Annotated in this window: 17 protein-coding genes; all 17 read right to left on the reverse strand. The window is 56.9% G+C overall.

The genetic code is table 11. The features are described from left to right. Positions 1-2: 2 nt before the first annotated feature. The 17 genes from DSCA_RS05505 to DSCA_RS05585 all read right to left on the reverse strand — a co-directional run bounded on the left by DSCA_RS05505 (position 3) and on the right by DSCA_RS05585 (position 22,432). A complete protein-coding gene (locus DSCA_RS05505; RefSeq protein WP_155315471.1) occupies positions 3-2,213 on the reverse strand; it encodes a DUF2169 family type VI secretion system accessory protein in 2,211 nt (736 codons plus the stop codon). 9 nt (positions 2,214-2,222) lie between these two features. Continuing rightward, positions 2,223-2,759, reverse strand: coding sequence for a hypothetical protein (locus DSCA_RS05510; RefSeq protein ID WP_155315472.1), 537 nt, complete (start codon positions 2,757-2,759; stop codon positions 2,223-2,225). 135 nt (positions 2,760-2,894) lie between these two features. Beyond that, positions 2,895-5,180 (reverse strand): type VI secretion system Vgr family protein, encoded by a 2,286-nt coding sequence (locus tag DSCA_RS05515; protein ID WP_155315473.1) that lies wholly within the window; start codon positions 5,178-5,180, stop codon positions 2,895-2,897. Positions 5,181-5,385: 205 nt separating this feature from the next. Next, the gene (locus DSCA_RS05520) at positions 5,386-6,951 is read right to left on the reverse strand and encodes a type VI secretion system contractile sheath domain-containing protein (RefSeq protein ID WP_167527619.1); all 1,566 of its coding nucleotides are present in this window, start codon (positions 6,949-6,951) and stop codon (positions 5,386-5,388) included. Between the two features lie 43 nt (positions 6,952-6,994). Then, a complete protein-coding gene (locus DSCA_RS05525; RefSeq protein WP_155315475.1) occupies positions 6,995-7,588 on the reverse strand; it encodes a hypothetical protein in 594 nt (197 codons plus the stop codon). Between the two features lie 111 nt (positions 7,589-7,699). Continuing rightward, positions 7,700-9,058 carry a tetratricopeptide repeat protein gene (locus tag DSCA_RS05530; protein ID WP_167527620.1) on the reverse strand — a complete coding sequence of 453 codons (1,359 nt, stop codon included), beginning with the start codon at positions 9,056-9,058 and terminating at the stop codon, positions 7,700-7,702. A gap of 32 nt (positions 9,059-9,090) precedes the next feature. Continuing rightward, positions 9,091-10,449, reverse strand: coding sequence for a tetratricopeptide repeat protein (locus DSCA_RS05535; protein ID WP_155315477.1), 1,359 nt, complete (start codon positions 10,447-10,449; stop codon positions 9,091-9,093). Positions 10,450-10,462: 13 nt separating this feature from the next. Then, on the reverse strand, positions 10,463-11,290 hold the full coding sequence (locus DSCA_RS05540) for a hypothetical protein (RefSeq protein ID WP_155315478.1): 828 nt from the start codon (positions 11,288-11,290) through the stop codon (positions 10,463-10,465). Then, on the reverse strand, positions 11,271-13,916 hold the full coding sequence (gene tssH / locus DSCA_RS05545; protein ID WP_155315479.1) for a type VI secretion system ATPase TssH: 2,646 nt from the start codon (positions 13,914-13,916) through the stop codon (positions 11,271-11,273). Before tssH ends, DSCA_RS05540 begins: the two co-directional genes overlap by 20 nt. A gap of 35 nt (positions 13,917-13,951) precedes the next feature. Next, complete coding sequence (tssG, locus tag DSCA_RS05550) at positions 13,952-14,992, reverse strand: type VI secretion system baseplate subunit TssG (protein ID WP_155315480.1); 1,041 nt, start codon at positions 14,990-14,992, stop codon at positions 13,952-13,954. Next, the gene (tssF, locus tag DSCA_RS05555) at positions 14,956-16,761 is read right to left on the reverse strand and encodes a type VI secretion system baseplate subunit TssF (RefSeq protein WP_155315481.1); all 1,806 of its coding nucleotides are present in this window, start codon (positions 16,759-16,761) and stop codon (positions 14,956-14,958) included. The genes tssG and tssF overlap by 37 nt, the downstream gene beginning before the upstream one ends. A gap of 287 nt (positions 16,762-17,048) precedes the next feature. After that, positions 17,049-17,513 (reverse strand): type VI secretion system baseplate subunit TssE, encoded by a 465-nt coding sequence (gene tssE, locus DSCA_RS05560; protein ID WP_155315482.1) that lies wholly within the window; start codon positions 17,511-17,513, stop codon positions 17,049-17,051. A gap of 12 nt (positions 17,514-17,525) precedes the next feature. Continuing rightward, on the reverse strand, positions 17,526-18,011 hold the full coding sequence (locus DSCA_RS05565) for an Hcp family type VI secretion system effector (RefSeq protein WP_155315483.1): 486 nt from the start codon (positions 18,009-18,011) through the stop codon (positions 17,526-17,528). 142 nt (positions 18,012-18,153) lie between these two features. Continuing rightward, a complete protein-coding gene (tssC, locus tag DSCA_RS05570; protein WP_155315484.1) occupies positions 18,154-19,644 on the reverse strand; it encodes a type VI secretion system contractile sheath large subunit in 1,491 nt (496 codons plus the stop codon). A gap of 88 nt (positions 19,645-19,732) precedes the next feature. Next, on the reverse strand, positions 19,733-20,242 hold the full coding sequence (tssB, locus tag DSCA_RS05575; protein WP_155315485.1) for a type VI secretion system contractile sheath small subunit: 510 nt from the start codon (positions 20,240-20,242) through the stop codon (positions 19,733-19,735). A gap of 82 nt (positions 20,243-20,324) precedes the next feature. Next, complete coding sequence (tssA, locus tag DSCA_RS05580; RefSeq protein ID WP_155315486.1) at positions 20,325-21,611, reverse strand: type VI secretion system protein TssA; 1,287 nt, start codon at positions 21,609-21,611, stop codon at positions 20,325-20,327. Further along, positions 21,608-22,432, reverse strand: coding sequence for a type VI secretion system accessory protein TagJ (locus DSCA_RS05585; RefSeq protein ID WP_155315487.1), 825 nt, complete (start codon positions 22,430-22,432; stop codon positions 21,608-21,610). The genes tssA and DSCA_RS05585 overlap by 4 nt, the downstream gene beginning before the upstream one ends. Positions 22,433-22,592: the final 160 nt, after the last annotated feature.

Consider the following 22,592-nt stretch of genomic DNA (forward strand, 5'->3'; position numbering starts at 1 on the left):
TATCACCCTGCCCGGCTTCGGTTAAGTTGGGTCATCTTGAGATTGGCCTTCTCAAAGCGCGTCTGGTCGACGGTGGCATTCAGAAATTCAGCCCCGTAAAGGTTGGCATTGCGGCAATCGCAGCGTGTCAGGTCAGCCCCTTCGAAGCTGCTCTCCAGCAGGTTGGCATAGACCAGGTCCGCATTGGAAAGATCGGCTTTCTCGAAACGGGCATTTTTCAGGTCTGCGGCGCTCAGCCTGGCGGAACGCAGCCTGGCTTTGGAAAAACTGGCGCCCGCCATTCTGGCAAAAGAGAAATCAGCGTCCCTGAGATCGGCCGATTCCCAAATGGATTCTTCTGCTTTTACCTGCCTGAACGACCCGCCGTTAAACGCGCATTTTTCCGAGGCCCTCAGTTCGGTAAGGTCGGCGCCATCCATTACCACATCGGGTCCTTGCGCCGCTTCGAGCGTGGCTTCCACCAAATTCGCACCGGACAGGTTGGATTGAGCCAGATTGGCGGCCGACAGGTCAGCACCCGCCAGATCCGTATGGACCAAACTGGCGCCGGACAGATCGGCTTCAATGAAACTGGCCCCCGTGGCATCCGCCTTTTCAATTCTGGCCCGGGTCAACCGGGCACTGTCGAATACCGCATCGGTGATGGTGGCCCCGGTCATATCGATACCCGTGCAGTTGGCCATGGAAAAATCGGCGTCAGTCAAATTGGCCTTTTTGAAGCTGGCTCCCGAAAGGTCAACGTCAGCCATCACCGCGCCGGTCAGATCGGCCCCGTCGAATACGGCCCCGGAAAGATTGGCGCGGGTCATGACGGCCTCCTGCAGCATCCCGCCACTGAAATCAAGGCCGGACAGGTCCAGATCCTCAAGATTGAGGCCGGCAATATTTCCGGTATCGTTGAACCGGGCCGCAACGCTTTCCCGGGTGAGTTCGGGCGCCGGTGGATCCAATCGATCGAGCCCCAACTCCCGGAGAACCCGTTCCTCCTCCAGTTTGTCCGCCGCACTGGGCCCCTGCGGATGGTCCGGGTCCATTCCCGCTTCCTTCATGGCTTTGCAATAGGAAGCCTCGGCTTCGGCGATCAGCGTCTCGGTATCGTCACCGATTTCGGGGGCCGGCTCCTCCGGGGGCGCCGCCTCCTCCCACAAGGCCTCTTCTTCTCTCATCCTTTGATACAGCAAATTCTCATAGTAAGAGACGGGTTCAGGCGTGTGGCCGATCTGTTCAGAAGCGATCAGAATCTGCTCAACCTCTTCGAATTCCTCGGAGAGCACCCGGGTCCAACCGCGCCACACCAGCACGACCTTCTCATTGTCCATATCCACCCACAGGGTGTCCAGGTTCATCACCACTTCCGAAAACGGCTCTTTACCCGAACGGTCCGCAGCTGTGCAGTTCACAAAACAGCGCGTTTGGAGGCCGGCAAGCCGGGACCGGTAATCTTGACGCTCCCCATGGAGATTCTCGAAATAAAGCGCTTCATCACCCCGCAAGAATTGGGTCTGGAGCCCTTGGGGCGCCGCATTGAAATATCGCCAGTCCATGTCTTCCGCAAACCAGGGCCAGCGGGTTTTCAGGTACGACCCTTTGTAGGACCCCAGTTTGGATTTGCGCTGGGCCCATTCCCGATGAATCGGCCCGAACCCCGCCGGTTCCAGCCTGGAGAGCGGCGTGGCCATTTGTTCGCCGGGTTGCATGATATTCGGCAGGTACCTTCTGGTGACGGCGCCCCGGTCCTCCGTTTTGGCGTAACCCCTGCCGGTGGGATTTTCCTTGAACCCCTTGCCGCCGTAGCTGTAATCGTAGCGCAACGCCATTTTTTGAAAGGGCTCCGGGTCGGTGGCAATCGGTCCCATCCAGTAACGGTCCCCATATACGGTCAGCGAGCGAACCACATCGCCCACCTGAAAACTGACCCTGCGGGCCGGGGTCAAGGTGCCTTGGGGAGCATGGCAGTGCCCCGCAAGGCTCAGGTCAGCCAGAGGCTTGTAACAGGCGAAGTCGGTGGCATAGCGGGGGCCGCCCTGCATCTCCTCGTCGTCTTCATAATATTCATCCCCGGTGGGCAGTTGCTGTTCGGCGGAAAGCACCACCACCCCGTCAGGAACAAGGTCGAAAGTGCCTTTGACGATCAAGGTCAGCGAATGGCCCGGAAAGGGCATTCTCCCGGCCATGTATCCAAAAGTAAACGGCGTGTCGTTAATGATATCCACGGAATAGACCTATGGTTGCCTGTTGTTTTTTTTCACGCTCGCATTGGCCGCCTGGTTCAGCAAATCCGCAAACCGGACCAGGTCCGACAGGATCGGTTCGAGGATATCCGCCGGAATATAGTGCCCGTTGCCGTAGTTCATGGAACAGGCCACGTTGTCGAAACGCGCTTCGATAAATTCGCATCTCCGCTTCCACTTCCGGCGCAAAAGGTCGGCAAATTCGATCAGTTCAGCAGAAGCGGCAATTTTCTCGCCCACATCCGGGGGGGCCGTGCGCTCGGTGAAAAACCGGTCGAACCGGGCATCACCGGTATCGAAATTGGCGGTCTTGTAGATGTTGCTCAATTTCAAGTTGGGAATGTGGCGCATAAAAACGGTAACCGAAGCGCTTTCCGGCAAAACCTTGACGAAATGCCCTTTGAACTTTCCGGAATATTCGTTGAAGCTTCTCGGCGATGATCCGGGCTTCTCCTTTAATCCAAGATTTTTTGCAACTTCGGGCAGTTTTTTTTTGGCCATGAAACGGCCGACACCAAAAAAATCCATATGGCAAAAGTCTCCGAGAATAAAGGATCCTACCAGCAATGACAGAATAATGACGCACGTTGTGATTCCAGGTTTCACCGGCCTGACCCCGATCGGTGGCAAGAAAGATTGGAACAGGATGCCGCCGGAGGCGGCTTATCCAATATCCTTGATATTTTTGGCCGTAAATTTGCCCTTGACGGCCTTTACCTCGCTGGCGTTCAGGTTGATCCGTTTACCGGCCTGGATCACGATGCCGCCCGCGGCTTTGTATTCGCTGTTGGCCTTGGAATAAAAATTGAGATCGCTTCCCTGTTTGACCGTCACCTTGGTGCCCTTGGCATCGATCAGGGCGCCCTTGGCATCCAGTTTCAGTATGCCCTCTTTCCCTTTGCCGCCGGCCATTTCAATATAATCTTTGGATCCGTAAAAAAGATGCCCGTCGGACAATCTGTCCCGGTCGGCGTAGTTTTTCGTAACTTCCTTGGATTGATTAATGGTGACTTTGCCGCCGATCAACGTTTCGTGTTTTCCGCCTGCAAAAATTTCGCTTTGCAAGGCCACCGTATGGTTCTGTTTGATCCCCCCGAAAAATTCGTATGTCGCCCCGAGAATCGTATATTTGGCCTCACCGGAAATAAGATGCCGGTTATTGCTGTCGGTCTGGTATTGGATACTTTTACCCAGTTCGATAAACGAATTGTGGCTGGGTGAGGCCAACCTCATGAAGCCTGCCGCTGCATCCAGAACCACCTCATTGCCGTATTTATCCCTGATCTGGATCCCTTCGGCCTCTCTCATGAGGATTTCATTTCCGCAGGCCTGGGTAAGTTCGATATCAGGGCCGGAGGCCTTCATATGGATTTTGTTGCCGCACTCCTGTTTAATTTCGATATCGGGGCTGCTTTCGTGCAGGTAGATTTCATTGCCGTTGGCCTGCTTGATCTTGATGAACTTGTCCCCGTCCTTGTCCTCGATAACGATATCGTTGTCGTTCCAGCTGCGGATCACGCTCCTGGTCTTTTCGTCGGGCAGGACGTCGTGGGGCTGGTTGTTTCCGTTGTAGACCCGTCCGGTGATGATCGGCCGGTCCGGATCGCCCTCCTCGAAGTCGACGATCACCTCGTGGCCGATGTGCGGAATGAACATGGCCCCCCAGCCGGCCCCGGCCCACTGCTGGCTGACCCGGATCCAGCACGAACTGTTCTCGTCGTTGGCACCTTCCCGGTCCCAGATGAACTGGACCTTCACCCGGCCGTGTTCATCCGTGTAGATCTCCTCTCCGGCAGGCCCCACGACAATGGCGGGCTGGGTACCGTCAACGACCGGCTTGGCGGTCGTACGAGCCGGTCGGAAGGGCACATCCTGGGGAATACAGGTGAAACGGTTGGAATAGGTGGCCACCGATTCGGCACCGGCCAACCCCATCGGCTCCGCGGCTTCATGGGTGACGGATACCAGCACATAGGACCTCTCGTTCATATCGGACCGGTAGTAATCCTGAAGATCGAACTTGAACCCGCTTGAAAAATCCCGGCAGCGGCTTTCTCCGGTGATGGTCGTGACCTGCGCCTCCTCCTCCTGGATCCGGAAATTGGCCAGCCGGTCGCCTTCATCCCGTTTGGTATATTTTGCGGGATAGTCATAGACCTCGCGTTCACCGGAGCCCAGGGGCTGCTGGGTGGAGACATCCGTTTTCAGGTCCGCATTGGGCGCCTTGAAATTGTAGTCATTGACCGTGTATTTGGCGACGCGGATCTCCTGCACCATCTCCAGAAGGGTGATTTTGTCCTCACCGTCCAGCCCGGAATCGTCTGCCTGGTATTTTGCCTCCGCCTGGTTCGGACAGGCGTCATTCTCATTGGCAGAATCAGCGATGATCAGGGTGTGTTTTTTCTCTTCATGCTTGAAAAAATAAAATATGCCTTCCTGTTCCATCAACCGGGAAACGAAATTGAAGTCCGTTTCATGATACTGAACGCAATAATCCTTTTTCTCATAGGATCCGGACAGCTTGAGTTCATAGTCCGTGAAGCCCTGATCGTTAAAAACCTGTTCGATGATGTCCGGAATTGATTTTTTCTGGAATATTCTCGAGTCGGCGGTCCGGGTCAACATCCAGAATGCCGGCACCATGGTCGCCGTGTAGCTGGAGAATTTGGGTTTTTCCGACCCTTTTGCGGGCAGTCCGCTTTTTTGGGAAAACCTGGAAATCATGCCGTGAAAAAAGCGCTCCGTGTCGTCGTGAAGCTTGATTCTGACGGTTACCCGCTTACCGATGATTGCCTTGAAATCGATTTCATGGTCTTCGGAAAGAAGATCCAGATCGAACTCGAAAAGGCGTGATACCGCCTCTTTCCCCGAAAAGCGGGCTAGCATCAATACGTCTTCCCCCAATGGTGTGTCGATCGAAATCAATTTATTCTCTTGGGTATAGCCCATTGCGCATCTCCTTCAATATGTTTCAACAACGGCCGATGTGCCGGGGAAATCCAAATGGTGCCAGGGAGATCTATCGTGCTGCCGGCAGCGAAAATTCGTGGTCTGATTGCAATCCGCCGGGTCCGTATTTTTAGCAATAATTATTTAACTTGTCAATTTTATTGTTGTTTTGGAGGCTATTGCCTCCCTGAAGTCCCTGGTCCCATCAGACCGTCCAGGGACCCGCCAGCGGACTGGCGGTAGCGGCGACGGATTGAAAGCGCACCAGTTGAATCCGCCCCTCGTCCCTGAAGGAAACCAATGGCATCAGACCGCAGGCGACCATCTTCTCAATGGCCCGGTCACTCAGAAAGGCCTCCCCACATGGTTTGATGCCCCGCTCCCCCCTGTCGGTGAACACATGCAGGGGCAGATCGCTCACATCGCTGACGAGCCCCCGGGACCAGTCCCGGCCGTTTCGTGCAAATGTCCGACCAAAGACCAGAACCAGGGCAAAAACGGGGTTGGCCCACAGATAGTCTTCATGGTTTACGGGATCGTTCATCTCTTCAAACGCGAAGGCCTCCAGCGGATCGGTATCAGCGCCGTAAGGCCAGCGGACGATAAAACGGGGCAGCGCCAACCCGATCCAACGGGCTTCGGGCAAGGTTCGCAACACCTGCCAGGCCTGCCGGTCCGCCGGGTCCGGTTCCAGGGTCCAGTCTGACGGGTCCGGGGCCTCGAAAAGGGAAGGACAGCCGACAAAGCCGGGATCCGCCCCGCCGATAACGGCCGCACCCAGCATCTGTCCCATGGCCCCCATTCGAGCCAGCACCACGGCATCCGTTTTTGTGGGCAAGAAATGATACATCCCGGCGAGCAGGCTCCAGGATGCCTGTCCACCCTGCCGACGGAATGGCGCGGCCAGTTTATTATGCAAGGCGGTATCCCGAAGGTCCTCGCAGGCCGTTAAATCCGATGCCAGTTCGGTTTTGGTCACGTCCAGAAGGCAGACCTCCAATTTTTCGCCGGTTTCCAGGCGCCGGAGGCAATAATCCAGTCCGCGCCAGGCCGACTCGACAGCCTGAAAGTCTGGATGGTGCAAAAGTCTGCCCATTATTTCGGAGATCGTGCGGTCCACGGCGCCGACCATGGCGTCCTGCTCTTTGGCAATGTCCGGGACCAGGTGCGGGCTGACGATATCAGCCAGAAAGCGGTCCCAGTCCGTTTGCGGCCCGGTTTTGCCCGGGCCGGCAGATGCAGGCGCACTGGCATCCAGAACCTGATCGAGCAGGCCGGCATGAGTCTCGCCAGCAAAGTCCGGCTCCCGTGGCGACGAAATGGCCCCCTCGCTGCCCGTCTGCGAAGGTGTCTTGGCCTTGCCTGAAAACCGGGAGGCGATTTCGGCAAACGTTTCCGCTTTGATCACCCCCTTGCGCAAATCTTTCATCGACTTGAATAGTTGCGAACGACGATAGATCCGGTCCGGATGAAAATCATCCATTTCCGTGAAGGACAATTCCACGGGCGGCGCGCCGGAACCGGCGGCATCAAGGTTGAGGCTCACGGCCATTTTCTCCATCACTGCGTCAAGATTGTCCCGGTCCACCCGATGAATCCTGCGCCGGCCGATGTCCGGGTCCCGGCTGTCCACGCCCCGATTGGCCCGCCCGCTGAAATCGCCCAGGATGAGAATCCTGAACGATGAATCGGGCTGCGGTTTTAGACCGGTATCCTGAAGGGTGGTGGACATGGAAACGTCGATGCTGTCAAATGTGATGGGATCAGCCATAAATCCTCCTTGCATCGGGTCCAAAAGACGATTGGAAGTCAACTTAGTATCGGAACGCCCCTCCCCAATGCGCCCGTTTTTCCAATGGCTGAACCTTCGCGATCGACATGTGGTTGCAGGTTGGGTAGCTTTCCGCGATGAAGCTCGCGAGCCAGCCCCTGAAGTCCGAGATGTTGCCCTTGTAACAGCCGTAATTCGGATCGAAAAAGTAGGAGTGGCCGCTCAACCCGTGAAACAGCCCCGACGAGCGGCCCGACCGCCAGATTCCGAGGGAGTGGCCGCCGCCGTCACTGAAATAAATGCCCATGCTGTATGCCCGGCGTTTTTCATCCAGATAATCCACGAGGGCGGCCGCATTGGGCCGCGACCGATAATTGCCCTTGAGCTTGAGTCCACGAACGGCAAAGGTCACGGCCTCGTCCTTACCGGTGTCGAATTCATTCCCCGCTTTTTCGTAAAACCGCTGAAGCTTTTGCGCCTCTTGCTTGCACATCGTCTCCAATGTCTTCGACGACGCGTTCATCTCTGCCTTTTCATCGTGCATCATCGACAGCCAATAGGCGACCAGCGTCATGCAGACGCCCTGGTTGTCTGCAGGCAGATGGGAACTTTGATCGAACGTCCATATCGTTTTCATGTAATCCTCCTCTCAACTTACAGCGACGGTAAAAAACCCTTTCAAAGAGACAGCGCGAGACGATTGGCAACCACACCGCCTACGAGTCTGGCCGTTATTAAATCCAGTGCGCTATGGCCAGGCCTTCCGGTTTACCACTGTAACCAAATGCCCGGTTACCGGTTGCCCGCCTTCCTTACGCAGAAACACCGAATCCATGGTCTGCAATGTTAACCCGGCGGCCGCCAGCGCCGACCGTACATACCGGTCGGTATGGGCGTATCGCCCGTTCGCGGTCAGCTGCCATTTTTCGGTTTTAGGTTCAGCACGTTCCAGTGTAAGTGCCAATATGCCGTCCGGTTTCAAGGCACCTGCGGCAGCTTTCATCACCGGTTCGAGATCACCGAAATAGCACAAGGTGTCCGCCGACACGATCAAGTCATACTCGTTTTTCATATTATCTAAAAATTCAGTCAACTCCGCCAGGGCAAGCTCACTATACGAATTCCCTCCCTTTGCTCGTGCCAGCATGCCGGCGGACAGATCTACACCAACCAACTTGCGGGCGTAAGGTTTTAGCAACGGTCCGCACAGGCCGGTGCCGCAGCCAGCGTCGAGTATATCCAACGACGCATCCGGTACCGGAAGCACCGCGGAAAGGGCGTCGATCAGCAGTTGCGGTGCGCGGTAGTCAAGCTTTTCCAGCAAGTGCTCGTCAAAGCGGGTGGCCATTTCATCGAACGTCTTCCGGACAAAGGCATCGGGCGCTCGCCCGGGAGCATCCAGGCCCATACAGGCGGCCTGCTGGTAAAGCGCAATAGGATTCTGGGGGTCTTTTTCAAGCCACTCGTCGAAAACGCCGGCCGCCTCATCCGTGCGCCCGGCTTTTGTCAGCGTCCGGCTGAGCGCCTGCCAGGCGCCAACGTGTGCCTGATCCAGTTCAACTGCTTTGCGATAGGCCGCCAGCGCATCATCGACCTGCCCGCATTTTCGCAGGGCGTTGCCCAGGTTGTACCTGAAATTGGCAACATCCGGTGAGAGCTCGACGGCGCGATGGTAGGCATCCAATGCCTCAGCCATCGCTTTGCGGGCTGCCAGCACCACGCCCAGGTTGTTGAGGGCCGGGGCATGGTCGGGATTCAGGGCAACCGCGTTGCGATAGCAGGCCTCGGCATCGGGTAGCCGTCCCAGGCCATCCAACACATTGCCCAGGTTGTTGTGGGCATCGGCGTTGTCGGGATCGATTGCGAGGATGCGTTCGATCAACCCGGCGGCTTCCAGACTGCGCTGCTGATGATGGCAGAGCAGCCCGTAAAAGTTCAGCGTGTTGAGGTGATCCGGGGCCACGTCAAGGATACGTCGGTAGAGCAACTCGGCCGTGTCCAGATTGCTGCTCTGGTGAAGTTTGAGGGCCACGTCGAAGGTCTCTTCAACGCTCAGGGCAATGCTGCCCGTCGATGATTCCGGATGGATTCGTTTTTCGGTGGTCATCGGGATCCTGTTTCCTGGGTCAGCACCCACCTTCAGGCTGGTGCAAGGGTCACGACCAATCCGTTTACCGGTCGCCCCATCTCCTGGCGCAGAACGGCGGGGGTAATTGCCATGGGGGTCAAACATCCTTCCCGGGCGGCAAGCCGAAGGTAGCTCTCGCTGTGGACATAGCGCCCTTGGGGCAGCATGCGGTATTCGTCATTGCCTTCCGCCGGAGACAACGCGTCGCGTTCCACGGTGAAGATGAAGCGGCCATCTTTTTTCAGGACGCCGGCCGCGGCTTTGAACACCGCCTTGAGATCACCGAAATAACACAGGGTATCCGCAGAGACGACCACATCGTATTCCCTGTTGCAGCGATTGAGATATTCTGTCAGTTCGGCTTCTTCCAGGCGGTTGTAACTGCCCGTTTCGGCAGCCTGTTTGAGCATCCCGGCGGAAAGATCAATGCCGTCAAGCCGCCGGGCATAGGGTTTGATCAGGGGGCCGCACAACCCGGTGCCGCAGCCGGCATCCAGGATATCCAGGTCGCCGGCCGGCTGTATGTAGGCCTGGGACAATGCTTCGGCAACCCGGTCCGGCGCCTGGTAGCCAAGTATATTGAGGCTTTCCTCGAAACTGTCGGCAAACCGGTTGAACAGGCTTTTCACATAGTCGTCCGAAGCCCTCTCCGGGACGGCATCATCCGAACAGGCAGCCAGCAGGTGCAGGGCTTCGGGGTTTCCCGGATCTTCTTTCAGCCACTGGCGGTAATGTTTCACAGCCTCTTCTTTGCGCCCCAGGGTCATCAAGGCGATGCCCAGCATCACTTTGGAGCCGGCCTGCTCAGGATCCAGCACCATTGCCTGAAACAGATGGTCCACCGCCTCGGAGACCCGGCCCTGCTGGTAAAGCAGATTGCCCATGTTGCAGTGCAAAGGGAAAAAATCCGAACTGACCGTCAACCCCTCCCGAAACACCGCTTCGGCTTCCTCAAAATTCCCCAGGGCACGCAGCACCGTCCCCAGATTGTTGCAGGCGCCCAGATGGCCGGGGGCCAGTTCGATGGTCCGCCGGTAGCAGGCTTCGGCTTCAGTGAACCGCTCCTGCTCCTTGTAGATATTGCCCAGGTTGTTGTGGGCGTCCACATAATCCGGTGAAATCCCGAGGGCACAGGTAATCGATTGAATGGCCTCATCGGCCCGGCCGCGCTGGTAGTGCAGCACACCTAAAAAATGCAGGGCATCCGGATGGTTGGGAGCCACAGCCAGGACGTCTCGGTAGATGCCTTCCGCCTGATCGAGCTTGGATTGTTTCTGCAGGTCCATGGCCAGCCTTATGGCCTGGTCGATGGACAGGCGTCGATCAGCTGTTCCATCGCTTTGGTTCCTTTTGTTTCCGGCAGGGTCCATGGCAGCCTCAGCGTTACAACTTTGAAATGGTCAGCGCCGCCGGATCCGCACGAACGGGATCCTGAAGCGGATAATGACGAATCGTATGCCGCCGGACAAAAGCGGAACGGCTTATGCGGTTGTCCCTGCGAACCGCAACGAAAAGGCGCTCGATGTCATTTTCACGGATCATCCGCTCGGCCTGTTCCAGCCCCTTGCAGCGATAACCGTTGCAAATGGCGGCCCGCATCCATCGCGGCAGGGCACATCCCCGGTCGGTCTGATACACGCAGGCGCCGACGGCGGATCGGGTCGGGAGATGCACCGCATAGGCATAGACGATTTCAAGCGGGTCGGTGATGCGGCTGAGCGCAATGAAACGGCCTATGGCCGCCTCATCAAGGAATGCATGCTCATTGCCCTGGTGGCAGCAGGTCCCCCGACAGACGCCACACACATTCGCAGCCAGTACCGCCGGCGGCTGCAGATCGCTGGATTCCGTTTCTTGAGCACCCGTGACGGCGACGTTGCCGGCGTCGACAACTTTCAGGCTCAGATCGTAAAGAAAATTGATGTACGCCTGTTTGCGCGGCTGGGGCAGTCGGTCGATATCGACCGGATCGTCGGGGACCACGACCACGGGATAGGATTCGGGTGAACACTCCCCGACTGCCCCTGCCGCCACGCCTCGATGGGCGACCAGCGCCTTCTCGAGCAGCGCCTTCTTGCACTGCCACTGGTCACAGATCTGCCATGAGACCTGCTGGTGAAAGGTAAGCGGCTTGCCGCAGATCCGGCAACCGGCCGGCCTTCCCATGGGACCGAAGCGTATGGTGACATCATCAAGAGATGTCGTAAACAAACCCGTCTCCATCCATGGTGACCTCGACCTGTGAGATCTGTTCTCCCCGGGCCTGGCGGCTGAGCAGTTCGCGCGACATCTCCGGCAGCAGGGTGTTGGTCATGATATTGTCCGCATTGCGCGCCCCGGAGTCCACATCGGTGCACCGGCCCGCAATGGTGTCCACGACGGCGTCTTCGTATATGAATGCCACGTTGCGGTTTTCCTGCATGCGTTTGACGATGCGGTCGAGTTTGAGCCGAACGATCAGTTTCATGTTGTCGTCGGTGATCGGATAGTAGGGAACGATTTTCATGCGCCCCAGAAATGCCGGTTTGAAATGCTTGAGCAGTTCCGGTTTGACCATCTCTCCCATTCCGGCCGGATCAGGCATGGTTTCTTCGTCGGCGCACAGGTTCATGATCAGGTCGGTTCCCAGGTTGGAGGTCAGGATGATCAGGCAGTTCTTGAAGTCGATTCGCCGCCCCTCCCCGTCTTCCATGATGCCCTTGTCGAAAACCTGGAAGAACAGTTCCATGACGTCGGGGTGGGCCTTCTCGACCTCATCCAGCAAAACCACGCTGTAGGGTTTGCGGCGCACCGCCTCGGTGAGCACGCCCCCTTCGCCGTAGCCCACGTAGCCGGGGGGAGAGCCTTTGAGGCTGGAGACCGTGTGGGCCTCCTGGTATTCGCTCATGTTGATGCTGATCATGTTCTGTTCTCCGCCGTAAAGCAGTTCGGACAGGGCCAGGGCCGTCTCGGTCTTGCCCACGCCGCTGGGCCCCACGAGCATGAACACGCCCGTGGGCTTGGAGGGATCCTCGATGCCGGCATGGGCGGTCTGGATCACCTGCTCGATGGCGTCCAGTCCGTGATCCTGGCCGATGATGCGCGCTTTGAGGCGCTCGGAAAGGTTGAGCACCGTCTTGATCTCGTCGGTGAGCATGCGTCCGGTGGGGATGCCGGTCCAGCCGGAAACCACGGCGGACACGGTTTCCGAATCCACGGCGATCTGCACCAGCGGTTCCTCTGCCTGGCGTTTTTCCAGTTCGGCCTCCAGTTCCTTGAGCTGCTCCTGTCTGGCGGCGATTTCTTCTTTGGCCTCGTCACCTTTTTCCAGAAGGGCGTGGATCTCCTGATACAGGTCGCGAACCTGACCGGCCACCTCCATTTCGTTTCGCCACTTTTCCGTCAGTCTGTCCATTTCGGCCTGGGTGGCCTCCCGTTGTGCGGCCAGTTCGCCCAGACGATCTTCGTGGTCCCTGCCGATTGCCGTCTCACGGTTGAGGATCTTGATTTCCCGATCGATGTCGCCGATCTGCCGCTGGGCCTGTTCAACGGCCGGCGGGCTGGTGGTCAGCCCGATGGCCACACGTGCGCAGGCCGTGTCCAGCACGCTGACGGCCTTGTCCGGCAGCTGCCGCCCGGAAATATAGCGGCTGGAAAGGTGCACCGTGTCCGCCAGGGCGTCGTCGGTGATCATCACGTTGTGATGCTTTTCCAGAAAGGGACCGATGGCCCGCATCATCACCATGGCTTTCTCCTCATCGGGCTCCTCCACCTTGACCACCTGAAAGCGCCGGGCCATGGCCGCATCCTTTTCGAAATACTTTTTGTACTCGGCCCAGGTGGTGGCCGCGACGGTGCGCAGCTCGCCACGCGCCAGGGCCGGCTTGAGCAGGTTGGCCGCGTCGCCGGCCCCGGCCTGGCCACCGGCGCCGATGAGGGTGTGGGCCTCGTCGATGAACAGAATGATGGGAATCGGCGACGCCTTGACCTCGTTGATCACCCCTTTCAGCCGGTTTTCGAATTCCCCTTTTACGCCGGCCCCGGCCTGCAAAAGGCCAAGATCCAGGGTATGCAGGGCCACGTTCTGCAAAATGGGCGGCACGTCTCCCTCGGCAATACGCAGGGCAAAGCCCTCCACCACGGCGGTTTTTCCGACGCCGGCCTCGCCGGTAAGGATCGGGTTGTTCTGGCGCCGGCGGATCAGGATGTCCACCATCTGACGGATTTCGAAGTCGCGGCCCAGCACCGGGTCGATTTCTCCCTTTTTGGCCCGCTCGGTGAGGTTGACGGTATACTGGTCAAGGGCCTTGGTGCCGGCCGGGCCGCCCGGTTTTCCCCCTGCTGCGGGTGCAGACCCGGCGTCGGCGGCCGTGCCCACGTCCTCGCCGGACCCTTCCGTGAGATCAACGTAGCTGTCTTTGAGGGTTTCGACGGAAATCTTCTTTAGCGTGTCGGAGCTGGCGATCAGCATGCGGGAAAATTCATCGCTGTCCAGCAGGGCGAGCAGCACGTGACCGGAGCGCACCTGGGGCATCTGATACTCCACCGAGGCAAGCAGCCAGGCTTCTTTTATCATGCGCGGAATGCGCGGCGACAAGGCCGGGGTACGGGCGTTGCCCGTCTTGAAATTCTCGATGGCGCGGGTCAGGTCGGCCACCAGGTGGGCCTCGTTGATTTCGAAATGTTTGAGGATTTTCAGAAGGTCCGTGTCCGACATTTCCAGCAGTTTGATCAGGAAATGCTCAATGTCCACCTCGTAGTGAGTCTGGGAGAGGCAGAGGCCGGCGGCGGATTCCAGGGAACTGCGGCAGGTTTCGTTGAGTTTACCGATCAGGGACTTGAGATTGGATACGGCCATGGTTTTCTCCTTTAGTAGCTGGTGAACTGGTGAGCTTAGAACTTGACCAGTTTCAAATCATACTCCTGAAATGTAAAAAAGATGTCTTTTTCATAGGCATAACCCGGTGAGGAAACCCAGGTGGTCCAGCCGAGCATGGGGGCATCCGCCCCGGTGCTGCCCAACTGGCAAAGGGGCACGTCTTCTTTGCGCAGATAAATGCGGATTTCGAACTCGTATTCGATGCCCACCATATATCTGACCAGGGAAAAGATGGGGACCAGCAAATCCCCGATGGGCATCATGCGGGTAAATTTCTCTTTACCGACCGGACCGAGGTGGATCCGGAATTTGGTCTGGCTTTCCCAGACCTGGCTCCCGCAGATGGCATCGTCGCCCAGGGTGGCATTCGCTGCACCCAACTGCGTCTGGTCGGAAGGCTCGAGATCCACGATTCGTTCGATAAACTGCTCCACCCGCACCGGGGCGTCGGCGAAATAAGCCACGGCGGACTCGATGGCCACTGCCGAGGCAATTGGCCGGGAAAGCAACCCGCTGTAAAACGTCAGCGCCTCTTCCGGCAGGCCAATCATCTCCGTCAGCCCCGGCGTGCCCAGACCGGACAGGCTCAGCAGGTATCGTGAAAGCCGGTCCCGGGCACCCAGCTGGTAATTCTCCGGGAACCGGTGTTTTTTCCAGGCCAGGTAAAACAGGGTGATCAGACGGTGATGGAACAAATCCAGGAAATCGGCCAGGGTGTGGTCCTTCTCCCGATCACGGGCCAGAATCAACTGGGTGTACCATTGAGGCAGCACCCCGGATGGTCCGGTCAGTCCCAGAAAGGCCACCTCCATCGCCGGTGGCTCATCCGTCCCGCCATACCTTAAGTCGGAAATATCGCTGGGAGGAAACGAGAACCCCTTTTTGGCGCTGAATCGAACCGGTTCCTCGGAGGGCACCAACGCCACCCCCAGTTGCTTTCTGTTTTCGGAAAAGCGTTCCAGCAGGTAGACGGCCCGGTAAAAGGAGAACTCGTAAAACCGTTCAGAAAGCTGTTGGCTTAAATCAGGATCTGGTTTCCGCTTCGTGGCGGCCATATCTTTACCGCTTCCTCCTGTTGAAGGGTCTTCATAACCAACTGGGAAAATGAGTTGACGGATACATACTGGGACAAAAAACGCTCCAGGACACAGGCAAATAGAAATATGCCCGTGCCCACGTACTTGTCTTCATCGAAAGTAATCGTCACCTGGACGCCCCGGCAAAACGATCGTTTGATGCGCTTGGTAATATGCCGGCTGTTTACGGAAACAATCCCGCTGATCACCTGTTGGGTGGAAAGGGAGTTGTTAAAATCATATAGCCTTAAAATTTCCTTGAGGGCGTGCTCTCCCTTTTCAACAAGAGACATGTAATTGAGTGAGAAATGCGAAACCAACCGCCACTGCAGCGCGCTTCCGAGAAACGGGCGCCTTGTTGGTGTAGGTTTGAGCACACAGATCACTTTGGATACCGGCGCCGCCGTTTCCATGTTGAAGTCGCCACGGGCATCCCCGAACGGAAGCCTGGAGGGCAGGTCCCGATTGGTGCATGTGGCCCGCACGGTGAGAATGTCTTCCGCGGGGTCGGATGGTTTCAGGTTCAAATCTGAAAAAGAGAGAAACACATCCGTTCCCAAATCGCCTTTCTTGCCGGAAGGGCGGCGCTGGATATGCCAGAACGTCTGGGCTTCGCTGGTCTCGTCTTCAGCCAGGTGATGGCGCATGGAGTAAAATGGCCGGTACGTTTTCTGCCCCCCGGCAGATCCGGAAAGCGTCGCCGTCACCTTGTCGACGCTGTATACTTCGGTGGCTTTCTGGCGTCGAACGTCAGGTACCACCTGGTATTCGGTCTTACGATGTTCCACACGTATGGGCTCGGCAATGCGTTGAAAAAGGTTGGCGACGGGGGAGGCATTTAGCTGGAAGGTGTCCGCATTGACCACCAGGTCGGATTTTCCCAGTCGATTGAAAAAAAAGCGCACCGTCATCCGGTCTCCGGCAGCTGCGGTCTTAAGCTGATCCAGTCCGCCAAGATCAAAAAACAGGAATTTCTCCGGGAAACAAAAATATTCGAAAAGGAGCAGGTAGCCCGGAAAGGAGCGCTTGGAATAGGGAAGCATACCCTCTTTTTCAGCAAATCCCACAGGACGGATACAATTCGGCACCAACGGAATGACGACATTTTCGCCATCAGGCTTGCGGACCTCACATTCGATATGGCAGACATGGTTGAAAAGCAGCTCATACAAGTGAAACACATGCTGGTGGGGCCCGTTCAGAAAAAAACGCAAGGACTGCCAGTCGATCTTGGACAGGCTGAGTTTGTTGAAACTCTGCATGCTGATCGCTATGACTTGAACCGCCCCCTTAACCATTTTTTTCGGTTCTTCGATCTGAGCGTCAACCACCGATACTGGCCAGATCTGAACGGCCTGAGTGGTCGAAAACCGGCAGGGGGTGCCTCTCACCGGCTTGGAAAACAAGGCCGTCCCCTTGTCAATTCGATATCCGGCTTCCTGGATATTCTGTTTAACCGGATCGAACCGGACGATGGACATGGATGGAACCGGGTTGATGTAGTGGGGGTAGATAATATTGAGAAGCGATTCGGTAATCTCGGGGAAATCGTCATCAATTTTTTTGTGGATTCTACCGCTGATGAGAGCAAAAGCCTCGATCATCCGTTCCGTGTGCGGATCTTCGCACTTGTCTCCTTCAAGCAAAAGACGACCGGCAATTTTGGGATATTTCCGGGCAAACTCAGCTCCCATTTCTCGGATGAAAGTCAATTCACGTTCGTAATAGTCAAGGAGCCTGTCTTCCATAGAGCCTTTTTCAATCCATCTGATAAGAATTCAGTTTGCGGTTATACCGGAGGCGGCCGCCAATCCCGAGGGAGACGGCAGCAATGGTCGATGGGTGCAAACGCCTGATTCAAGGCACCATCGGATGGCGCCGTGACGATCGAAAACACCAATCGCCGATTACGACGTGTCAATGCTCGGTGGAAATGACAGCGGCAACGCGTTGCGGGTTGTGCGTGGTTTATCGCTTCAAAAACCGCTGCAGTTCGTCCGTGTGTTTGCATATCAGATCGACATCGCCATGCATCTCAGGCTGACACCACGTACTCTTTCCGGATTGCGTCAAAGTAAGTATCAAATGTCACCGGTTCCCGGAACGGATCCACGACCAGCATGGCGGAAATGCGAAAATTCAGATTTCGCTCCTTGTTGCTGCCGGTTTCCAGATCCACTTTTACATTCTTGAGCCGGGGTTCAAATCGTGCGATGGCCCGTTCCACATCCTTGCGGACGTTTTGCCTCATCTTCCGGCTGTCGGTGTTTTTTGCGGTAAAATCTTTCAGTCCGTAAGTTGCCACGGAATCTTCCAACTCGCGAAATCTGGGCGGCAGCACCGTAATATTGCGGCGGCTGTTGAGCAGGCTTTCAAGATCCCTGACCACAAAAGCCTTGATCTGCCGGACATCCAGGAGACGATACTGGACAGACTCACGGGTGTTTCCGGGGTCTTCATCGATGAGCCTGTCCAGTAAGGATGCCTGGGCATTTTCCATATGGTTCAGCCCTTACTTATACTCATTCTTAGCGATATCAAATTTAAACGGCATGGGATTGCCGGCGGTTCCGTCAGGCTTCTGGTCCGTGTAGGTATATTCGACTTCCGCAAAATTCAGAGAAACGTTTTCAGTCAACCGGTCTTCGCCGCCTGATCCGCCGGTGGAAACTGACGTCACCAGGACGTTCTTCATTTTGATGGTGATGTATTCCAACGGTTTCTTGCCCGCTTTTCTCACCACCAGATCAGCGGTTGGGAGCGCTTCACCGGTCGAACAGGCCCGCAACAGTCCGTTGGAGGCTTTGTCGACGTACTTCGTCACGCTGATGTCCTGAAACGATGCTTTTCCGGAACCGCCGCCGCCGCCCATGTGAAAGGTGCCGGACTGGCTCACGCCCCAGCTCCAGGCAAGCACGTCAATCTCATCTTTGTGCTTGTGGTCTTGAGATTCTCCCTTAATATCATTCGACAATTTAAGGAACATATCAACAGCCATGATCAACCTCCTTTTTAGGGTGTAACCAAACCACGGTTAGTAATAACGGTCAAAAATACGCGAACTTGCTCCGCTCTGAACTTTCGATTCCTTCCAGCCAGCACCTCCTTTCTGAAAAAGCGTTGCGAACGAGCAGGCAGGTTTATCCGCCGGCAGGGGGCGGCAGATCGGCGACCAACCGCAGGGAAACGCTGAGTTCATCCAGCTGGTAATGGGGTTTCAGGAAGGCCACAGCTCGGTAGGCCCCTGTTTTTCCGGGTATCTCGGTAACGTCCACCCGCGCTTCGCTGAGCGGGTACTTGGCCTTCATCTCCTGCCCGGCATTGGGATCACCGAGGGTGTAGTTGCTGATCCAGCGGTTGAGGAAATCCTGGGCATCGGCGCGGGTCATGAAACTGCCGATCTTATCCCGCATCATGGATTTGAGGTAGTGGGCAAACCGCGATGTGGCCATGATGTATTGGATCTGGGAGGAGAGCCGCGCATTGGCGTTGGCATCATCGGAGTCGTACACCTTGGGTTTATTGGCCGACTGGGTGCTGAAAAATGCCGCGAAGTCAGTCCCCTTGCAGTGAACCAGGGGCACGAAACCCAGATCGGCCAGTTCTTTCTCGCGCCGGTCGGTAATGGCGATTTCGGTCGGGCATTTGAGGGCCACATCGCCTTCATCGGTCTTGAAGGTATGCACGGGCAGGCCTTCCACCAGGCCGCCGCCCTCGACACCGCGGATGGCCGCGCACCAGCCGTACTTGGCGAAGGCATCCGTCATCCGGGCACCCAGGGCGTAAGCCGCATTGCCCCACAGGTATTTGCCGTGGTCGGTGCCGTCGACCTTTTCTTCGAAATCAAAGGCCTCGACCGGGATGTTGGCTTTTCCGTACGGTTGGCGCATCAGGATGTGCGGGACGCACATGGCCACGTACCTGGAATCTTCCGATTCCCGGAAAGAACGCCATTTGGCGTATTCCACGCTTTGAAAAATTTTGGACAGGTCCCGGGGGTTGCCCAGTTCGGTAAAAGAGTCCAGGTTGAACAGGCTGGATCCGGCAGCGGTACAGAACGGGGCGTGAGCCGCCGCGGCCACCTGGGACATTTTCTCCAGCAGGGCCATGTCCTGGGGGTGGTTGCCGAATTCGTAATCGCCGATCAGCGCCCCGTAGGATGCGCCGCCGAACATACCGAACTCTTCCTCGTAAATCTTTTTGAACATGGCTGACTGGTCGAACTCGCTGGCCTTTTCCATGTCCTTCAGCAGGTCTTTTTTATTGACGTTCATCACCCGGATTTTCATGCGTTCTCCGGTCTCGCTCCTGCTCACCAGATAGTGAAGCCCTCGCCAGGACCCCTCCAGCTTCTGGAATTCCTCGGCGTGCATCACTTCGTTGAGCTGATCGGATATCAGCTTGTCGATCTGGGCGATGCGGGCATTGATCATTGCTTCGGTATCTTTGGAGATGGTCATGGTCCCTTCCATGACCTGGCCCACGAATTCGCTGATCAAATCTTTGGCATAGGCTTTCTGGTTCTCCTCACGGGCCAATCGCCCTTCGTCAATGATCTGATCGAGCAGGCCCTTCTCTTCCTGGACGTCCTGGGCCCCTTCTGGCTGGGCCTGTTGTTCCTGATCTGCCATAGTATCCTCCGTCAAATCCTGGTCGCTGTGTCAAGCAGCCATTCTATAAAACGAAATCAAGTGCCGGACGGCTTGTGATGCGCCGTCGCTATTCCGATTTCTTCTCGACCCCGGCTTCTTCACCCAATTTTTCCAGGGAATCGGTGTTGGCAAGCACGTCCTGGAGCAATTCGTCCAGCTGGTCGTTGCCATCCAGTTTGGCCAGCAGGTCCGACAGCCGTTTTCGGGCCTCCACCAGCTTTCTGACCGGCGTCACCTGTTCGGCCACCCGTTCCGGATGAAAATCGTCCAGGGACTTGAAACGCAACTCCACTGCCATTTTCGAATCATCGTCGGTCAGCTTGTTATCCACGCGATAGGCCAGCCTCGGTTTCATACCGGCCAGCACCTGGTTGAAATTGTCGCGGTCGATCTCGACAAATTTGCGGTCTTTCACTTTCGGCAGCGGCTCATCGGGTTTTCCGGACAGATCGGCCAGAACCCCCACCACAAATGGAATTTCCTTCATTTCAATGGCGTCACCGATCTCTACGTCATAGGTGATCTGGACACGCGGTGATCGGACCCTGTCCAATGTGTGTTGCAAACTTTCCGGCATGGTGTTCCTCCTTTTGAATGTGGGGGCTATACGCCGACTTAAGGGTATTTCTTTTTAATAAGGATTGGCGCCGGCCCACCGATCAACGTCGGTGCTGCAGCGCCTTGGTCAAATCGATAGTGCACATTTTCTTGAAAATCTCTTCGGCCCGGTAATGGTCGTCGCTGCCCTCTTCTTCCTGGATGAGACAGCGGTACAAGGCGCCCAGTACATCGGCCACCCACACCGGTGATTCCCAGCGCTCCAGCCCCAACTCCTCCAACAGCGTGTTCAACTCTTCGGCAATGGGGCGGGCCAGGTCGGTCCGGTTGGCCTGGAGGCAGAGCTTGGCCATGAGCAGGCGGTAGCGGTTTCGTGAGCGGACACTGGAGACGCTGCACGAGGCGGCAAAGAGTATTTCCAGGGCCTTTTTTATTCCCTCGTTCTGGAGGGACGTCAGGGCGCTGTTCCATATGGCGTCCTCGTGAGGTTCGATATCGGATATCATTCCGACGACGATCTGGCCCTGCACCGATGCAGCCTTGACGACATTCGCGGATGAACCCGAGACGGGTGCCTCCGCCGCCGTTTCGGCCGTGCCGGCATCCCCTTCGTGTGCATCCGCCTCGTCCTGCGGTTCGGGATCGGGGTCAAGCTCAATTTTCTGCTTCAGCTGCTTGGCAATGAACCGCTGACAATCCTCAAGCGCCTGTTTGAATTCAGCCGTACGCGGTGCCTCGCTGCCAAACTTCTCGTCAAGCATGTTGTCAAAACGGGTGAAGGCGACGATGCACTGCTCGATCTGGCTGTTGAGGTCCGCATAAAAGGCTTTCGATGACCGGCTGGCTGCTTTTTCAAAATCTTCGATCCCCAGTTTTCCCTCGGCCATGGCCGATTCATCGGTGCCGACCTCGACGGCCTCCTGCCACTGGATCCATGCGTATCCGGCCACGGCTTCCGGATCGGTCAACGGCACCTGCTTCACGGCGAGCCACAATTTGTCGTTCATGAACTCCAGCGGACCGATCCGGTAGTCCAGGTCGTCGTCCTCGATCTCCGGATAGACGTTGTCCCAAAAGGTCTCCATCAGACCGGAAAGCAGCTCCAGCCCCGATTCCAGCCCGGGAAACCCCTCAATTTTGATGAGCGCCTCGATCAGCCAGACGGCAATCTGGATATCCTTGGTTTTTTCGGTGAGCGATTCGATGGCGATCTGTCTGACCGCCTCCCAGTCGGCTGTCTTGACCTCACGGTCCCATTCGCCGCGATCAAGATCGTCTTCCTCACGGCGGGCTTCCTTGATGGCGTCGTAGGTGGGCGTGTAACGCAGGTTCTCCCCGGCCGGATTTTCACCCTCGATGGGCGTCAGTAGTTTTTCCAGATCGATCAATGTGCCCCCCCTTTCTCGTCACCGTCTGTACCGGGAAGCGAGAAATAAACCTCTTTGATCTCCAAAATGGCGCGGTCCGTGCCGCCGACCTCATAAACATGCTGCCCGGACGCCTTGGCGAACGCCCCCCCCAGCGGCGTCCAGTCTGTCAGCCGCCCCAGGCGGATACGGTCGTCTTCGCTGGCAAAAGAGCCTGGATACAGGACCGGCAAAAAGCAGCCCATGGTAAGCCCCTCCCAGGTGGTGATGCGTCCTTTGGCCCAGATGAGGTCGATCAGGGTTTGGGGGGGGGAAACCACCAGCTCCCGGATGTTGGCGATGGGCACCCACAGGTAACGTTCATATTCGATCGCCTCAATGAAGTAGGACAGCCGGGTGTCCGTTTCCCGGAACCCGTTGAAAGGCTGACCGTTGATCGTTCCCTGAATGTCGGGCAGGCGCGCTTCGATACCGGCAAACAGTGTGGCGGCGTCATCGGCCTTGCTGTCGGCCAACAGCTCCAGGGCCAGGAAAAAATCGTCGCTGTACTCGGGAATATCAGGGAAAAATGTGGGCCGCTGTTCCATTCTGGACACAGCGAGGCGTTCTTTTTCCGCCTGGATCAGGTTCTGGTAGACGGCGGCGTTCATATCCGGCGATGCCTGCTGGGTGGCGGCGATATCCAGTTGCCGCCGGGCCTTGTCCCATTCACCGCATAGCAGCATGACCTGGAAAAGCAGGGATCTGGCCTGGGCGTCGCCGGGCGATTTTTTGATCTGGTCGACCAGCGCCGCTCTGGCGGCGTCGATCTGTGCGTCCATGATGAGTGCTTTGGGATCCATGCGTGCAGTTTCCTCACTCGTTAACTGCGGGCTCCCTTATTTTCGGGGGAACCGTCAGCCGGGTTGATGAAAGAACAGCAGGAAAAACGAGAATACCCTGGTGTAAATCTGCAATGCGAAAAGGACAGAATCGTTGGTGCTGATATCCGGGAAAAAATGA

Source organism: Desulfosarcina alkanivorans, from assembly GCF_009688945.1.
In the GTDB taxonomy this organism is placed as follows: domain Bacteria; phylum Desulfobacterota; class Desulfobacteria; order Desulfobacterales; family Desulfosarcinaceae; genus Desulfosarcina; species Desulfosarcina alkanivorans.

Excerpts from the sequence above, each read along its gene's own strand:
- DSCA_RS05510 (WP_155315472.1), bottom strand. The coding sequence starts at position 2,759 with ATGGATTTTTTTGGTGTCGGCCGTTTCATGGCCAAAAAAAAACTGCCC.
- DSCA_RS05515 (WP_155315473.1), bottom strand. The coding sequence starts at position 5,180 with ATGGGCTATACCCAAGAGAATAAATTGATTTCGATCGACACACCATTG.
- DSCA_RS05520 (WP_167527619.1), bottom strand. The coding sequence starts at position 6,951 with ATGGCTGATCCCATCACATTTGACAGCATCGACGTTTCCATGTCCACC.
- DSCA_RS05525 (WP_155315475.1), bottom strand. The coding sequence starts at position 7,588 with ATGAAAACGATATGGACGTTCGATCAAAGTTCCCATCTGCCTGCAGAC.
- DSCA_RS05530 (WP_167527620.1), bottom strand. The coding sequence starts at position 9,058 with ATGACCACCGAAAAACGAATCCATCCGGAATCATCGACGGGCAGCATT.
- DSCA_RS05535 (WP_155315477.1), bottom strand. The coding sequence starts at position 10,449 with ATGGACCCTGCCGGAAACAAAAGGAACCAAAGCGATGGAACAGCTGAT.
- tssH (WP_155315479.1), bottom strand. The coding sequence starts at position 13,916 with ATGGCCGTATCCAATCTCAAGTCCCTGATCGGTAAACTCAACGAAACC.
- tssG (WP_155315480.1), bottom strand. The coding sequence starts at position 14,992 with ATGGCCGCCACGAAGCGGAAACCAGATCCTGATTTAAGCCAACAGCTT.
- tssF (WP_155315481.1), bottom strand. The coding sequence starts at position 16,761 with ATGGAAGACAGGCTCCTTGACTATTACGAACGTGAATTGACTTTCATC.
- tssE (WP_155315482.1), bottom strand. The coding sequence starts at position 17,513 with ATGGAAAATGCCCAGGCATCCTTACTGGACAGGCTCATCGATGAAGAC.
- DSCA_RS05565 (WP_155315483.1), bottom strand. The coding sequence starts at position 18,011 with ATGGCTGTTGATATGTTCCTTAAATTGTCGAATGATATTAAGGGAGAA.
- tssC (WP_155315484.1), bottom strand. The coding sequence starts at position 19,644 with ATGGCAGATCAGGAACAACAGGCCCAGCCAGAAGGGGCCCAGGACGTC.
- tssB (WP_155315485.1), bottom strand. The coding sequence starts at position 20,242 with ATGCCGGAAAGTTTGCAACACACATTGGACAGGGTCCGATCACCGCGT.
- DSCA_RS05585 (WP_155315487.1), bottom strand. The coding sequence starts at position 22,432 with ATGGATCCCAAAGCACTCATCATGGACGCACAGATCGACGCCGCCAGA.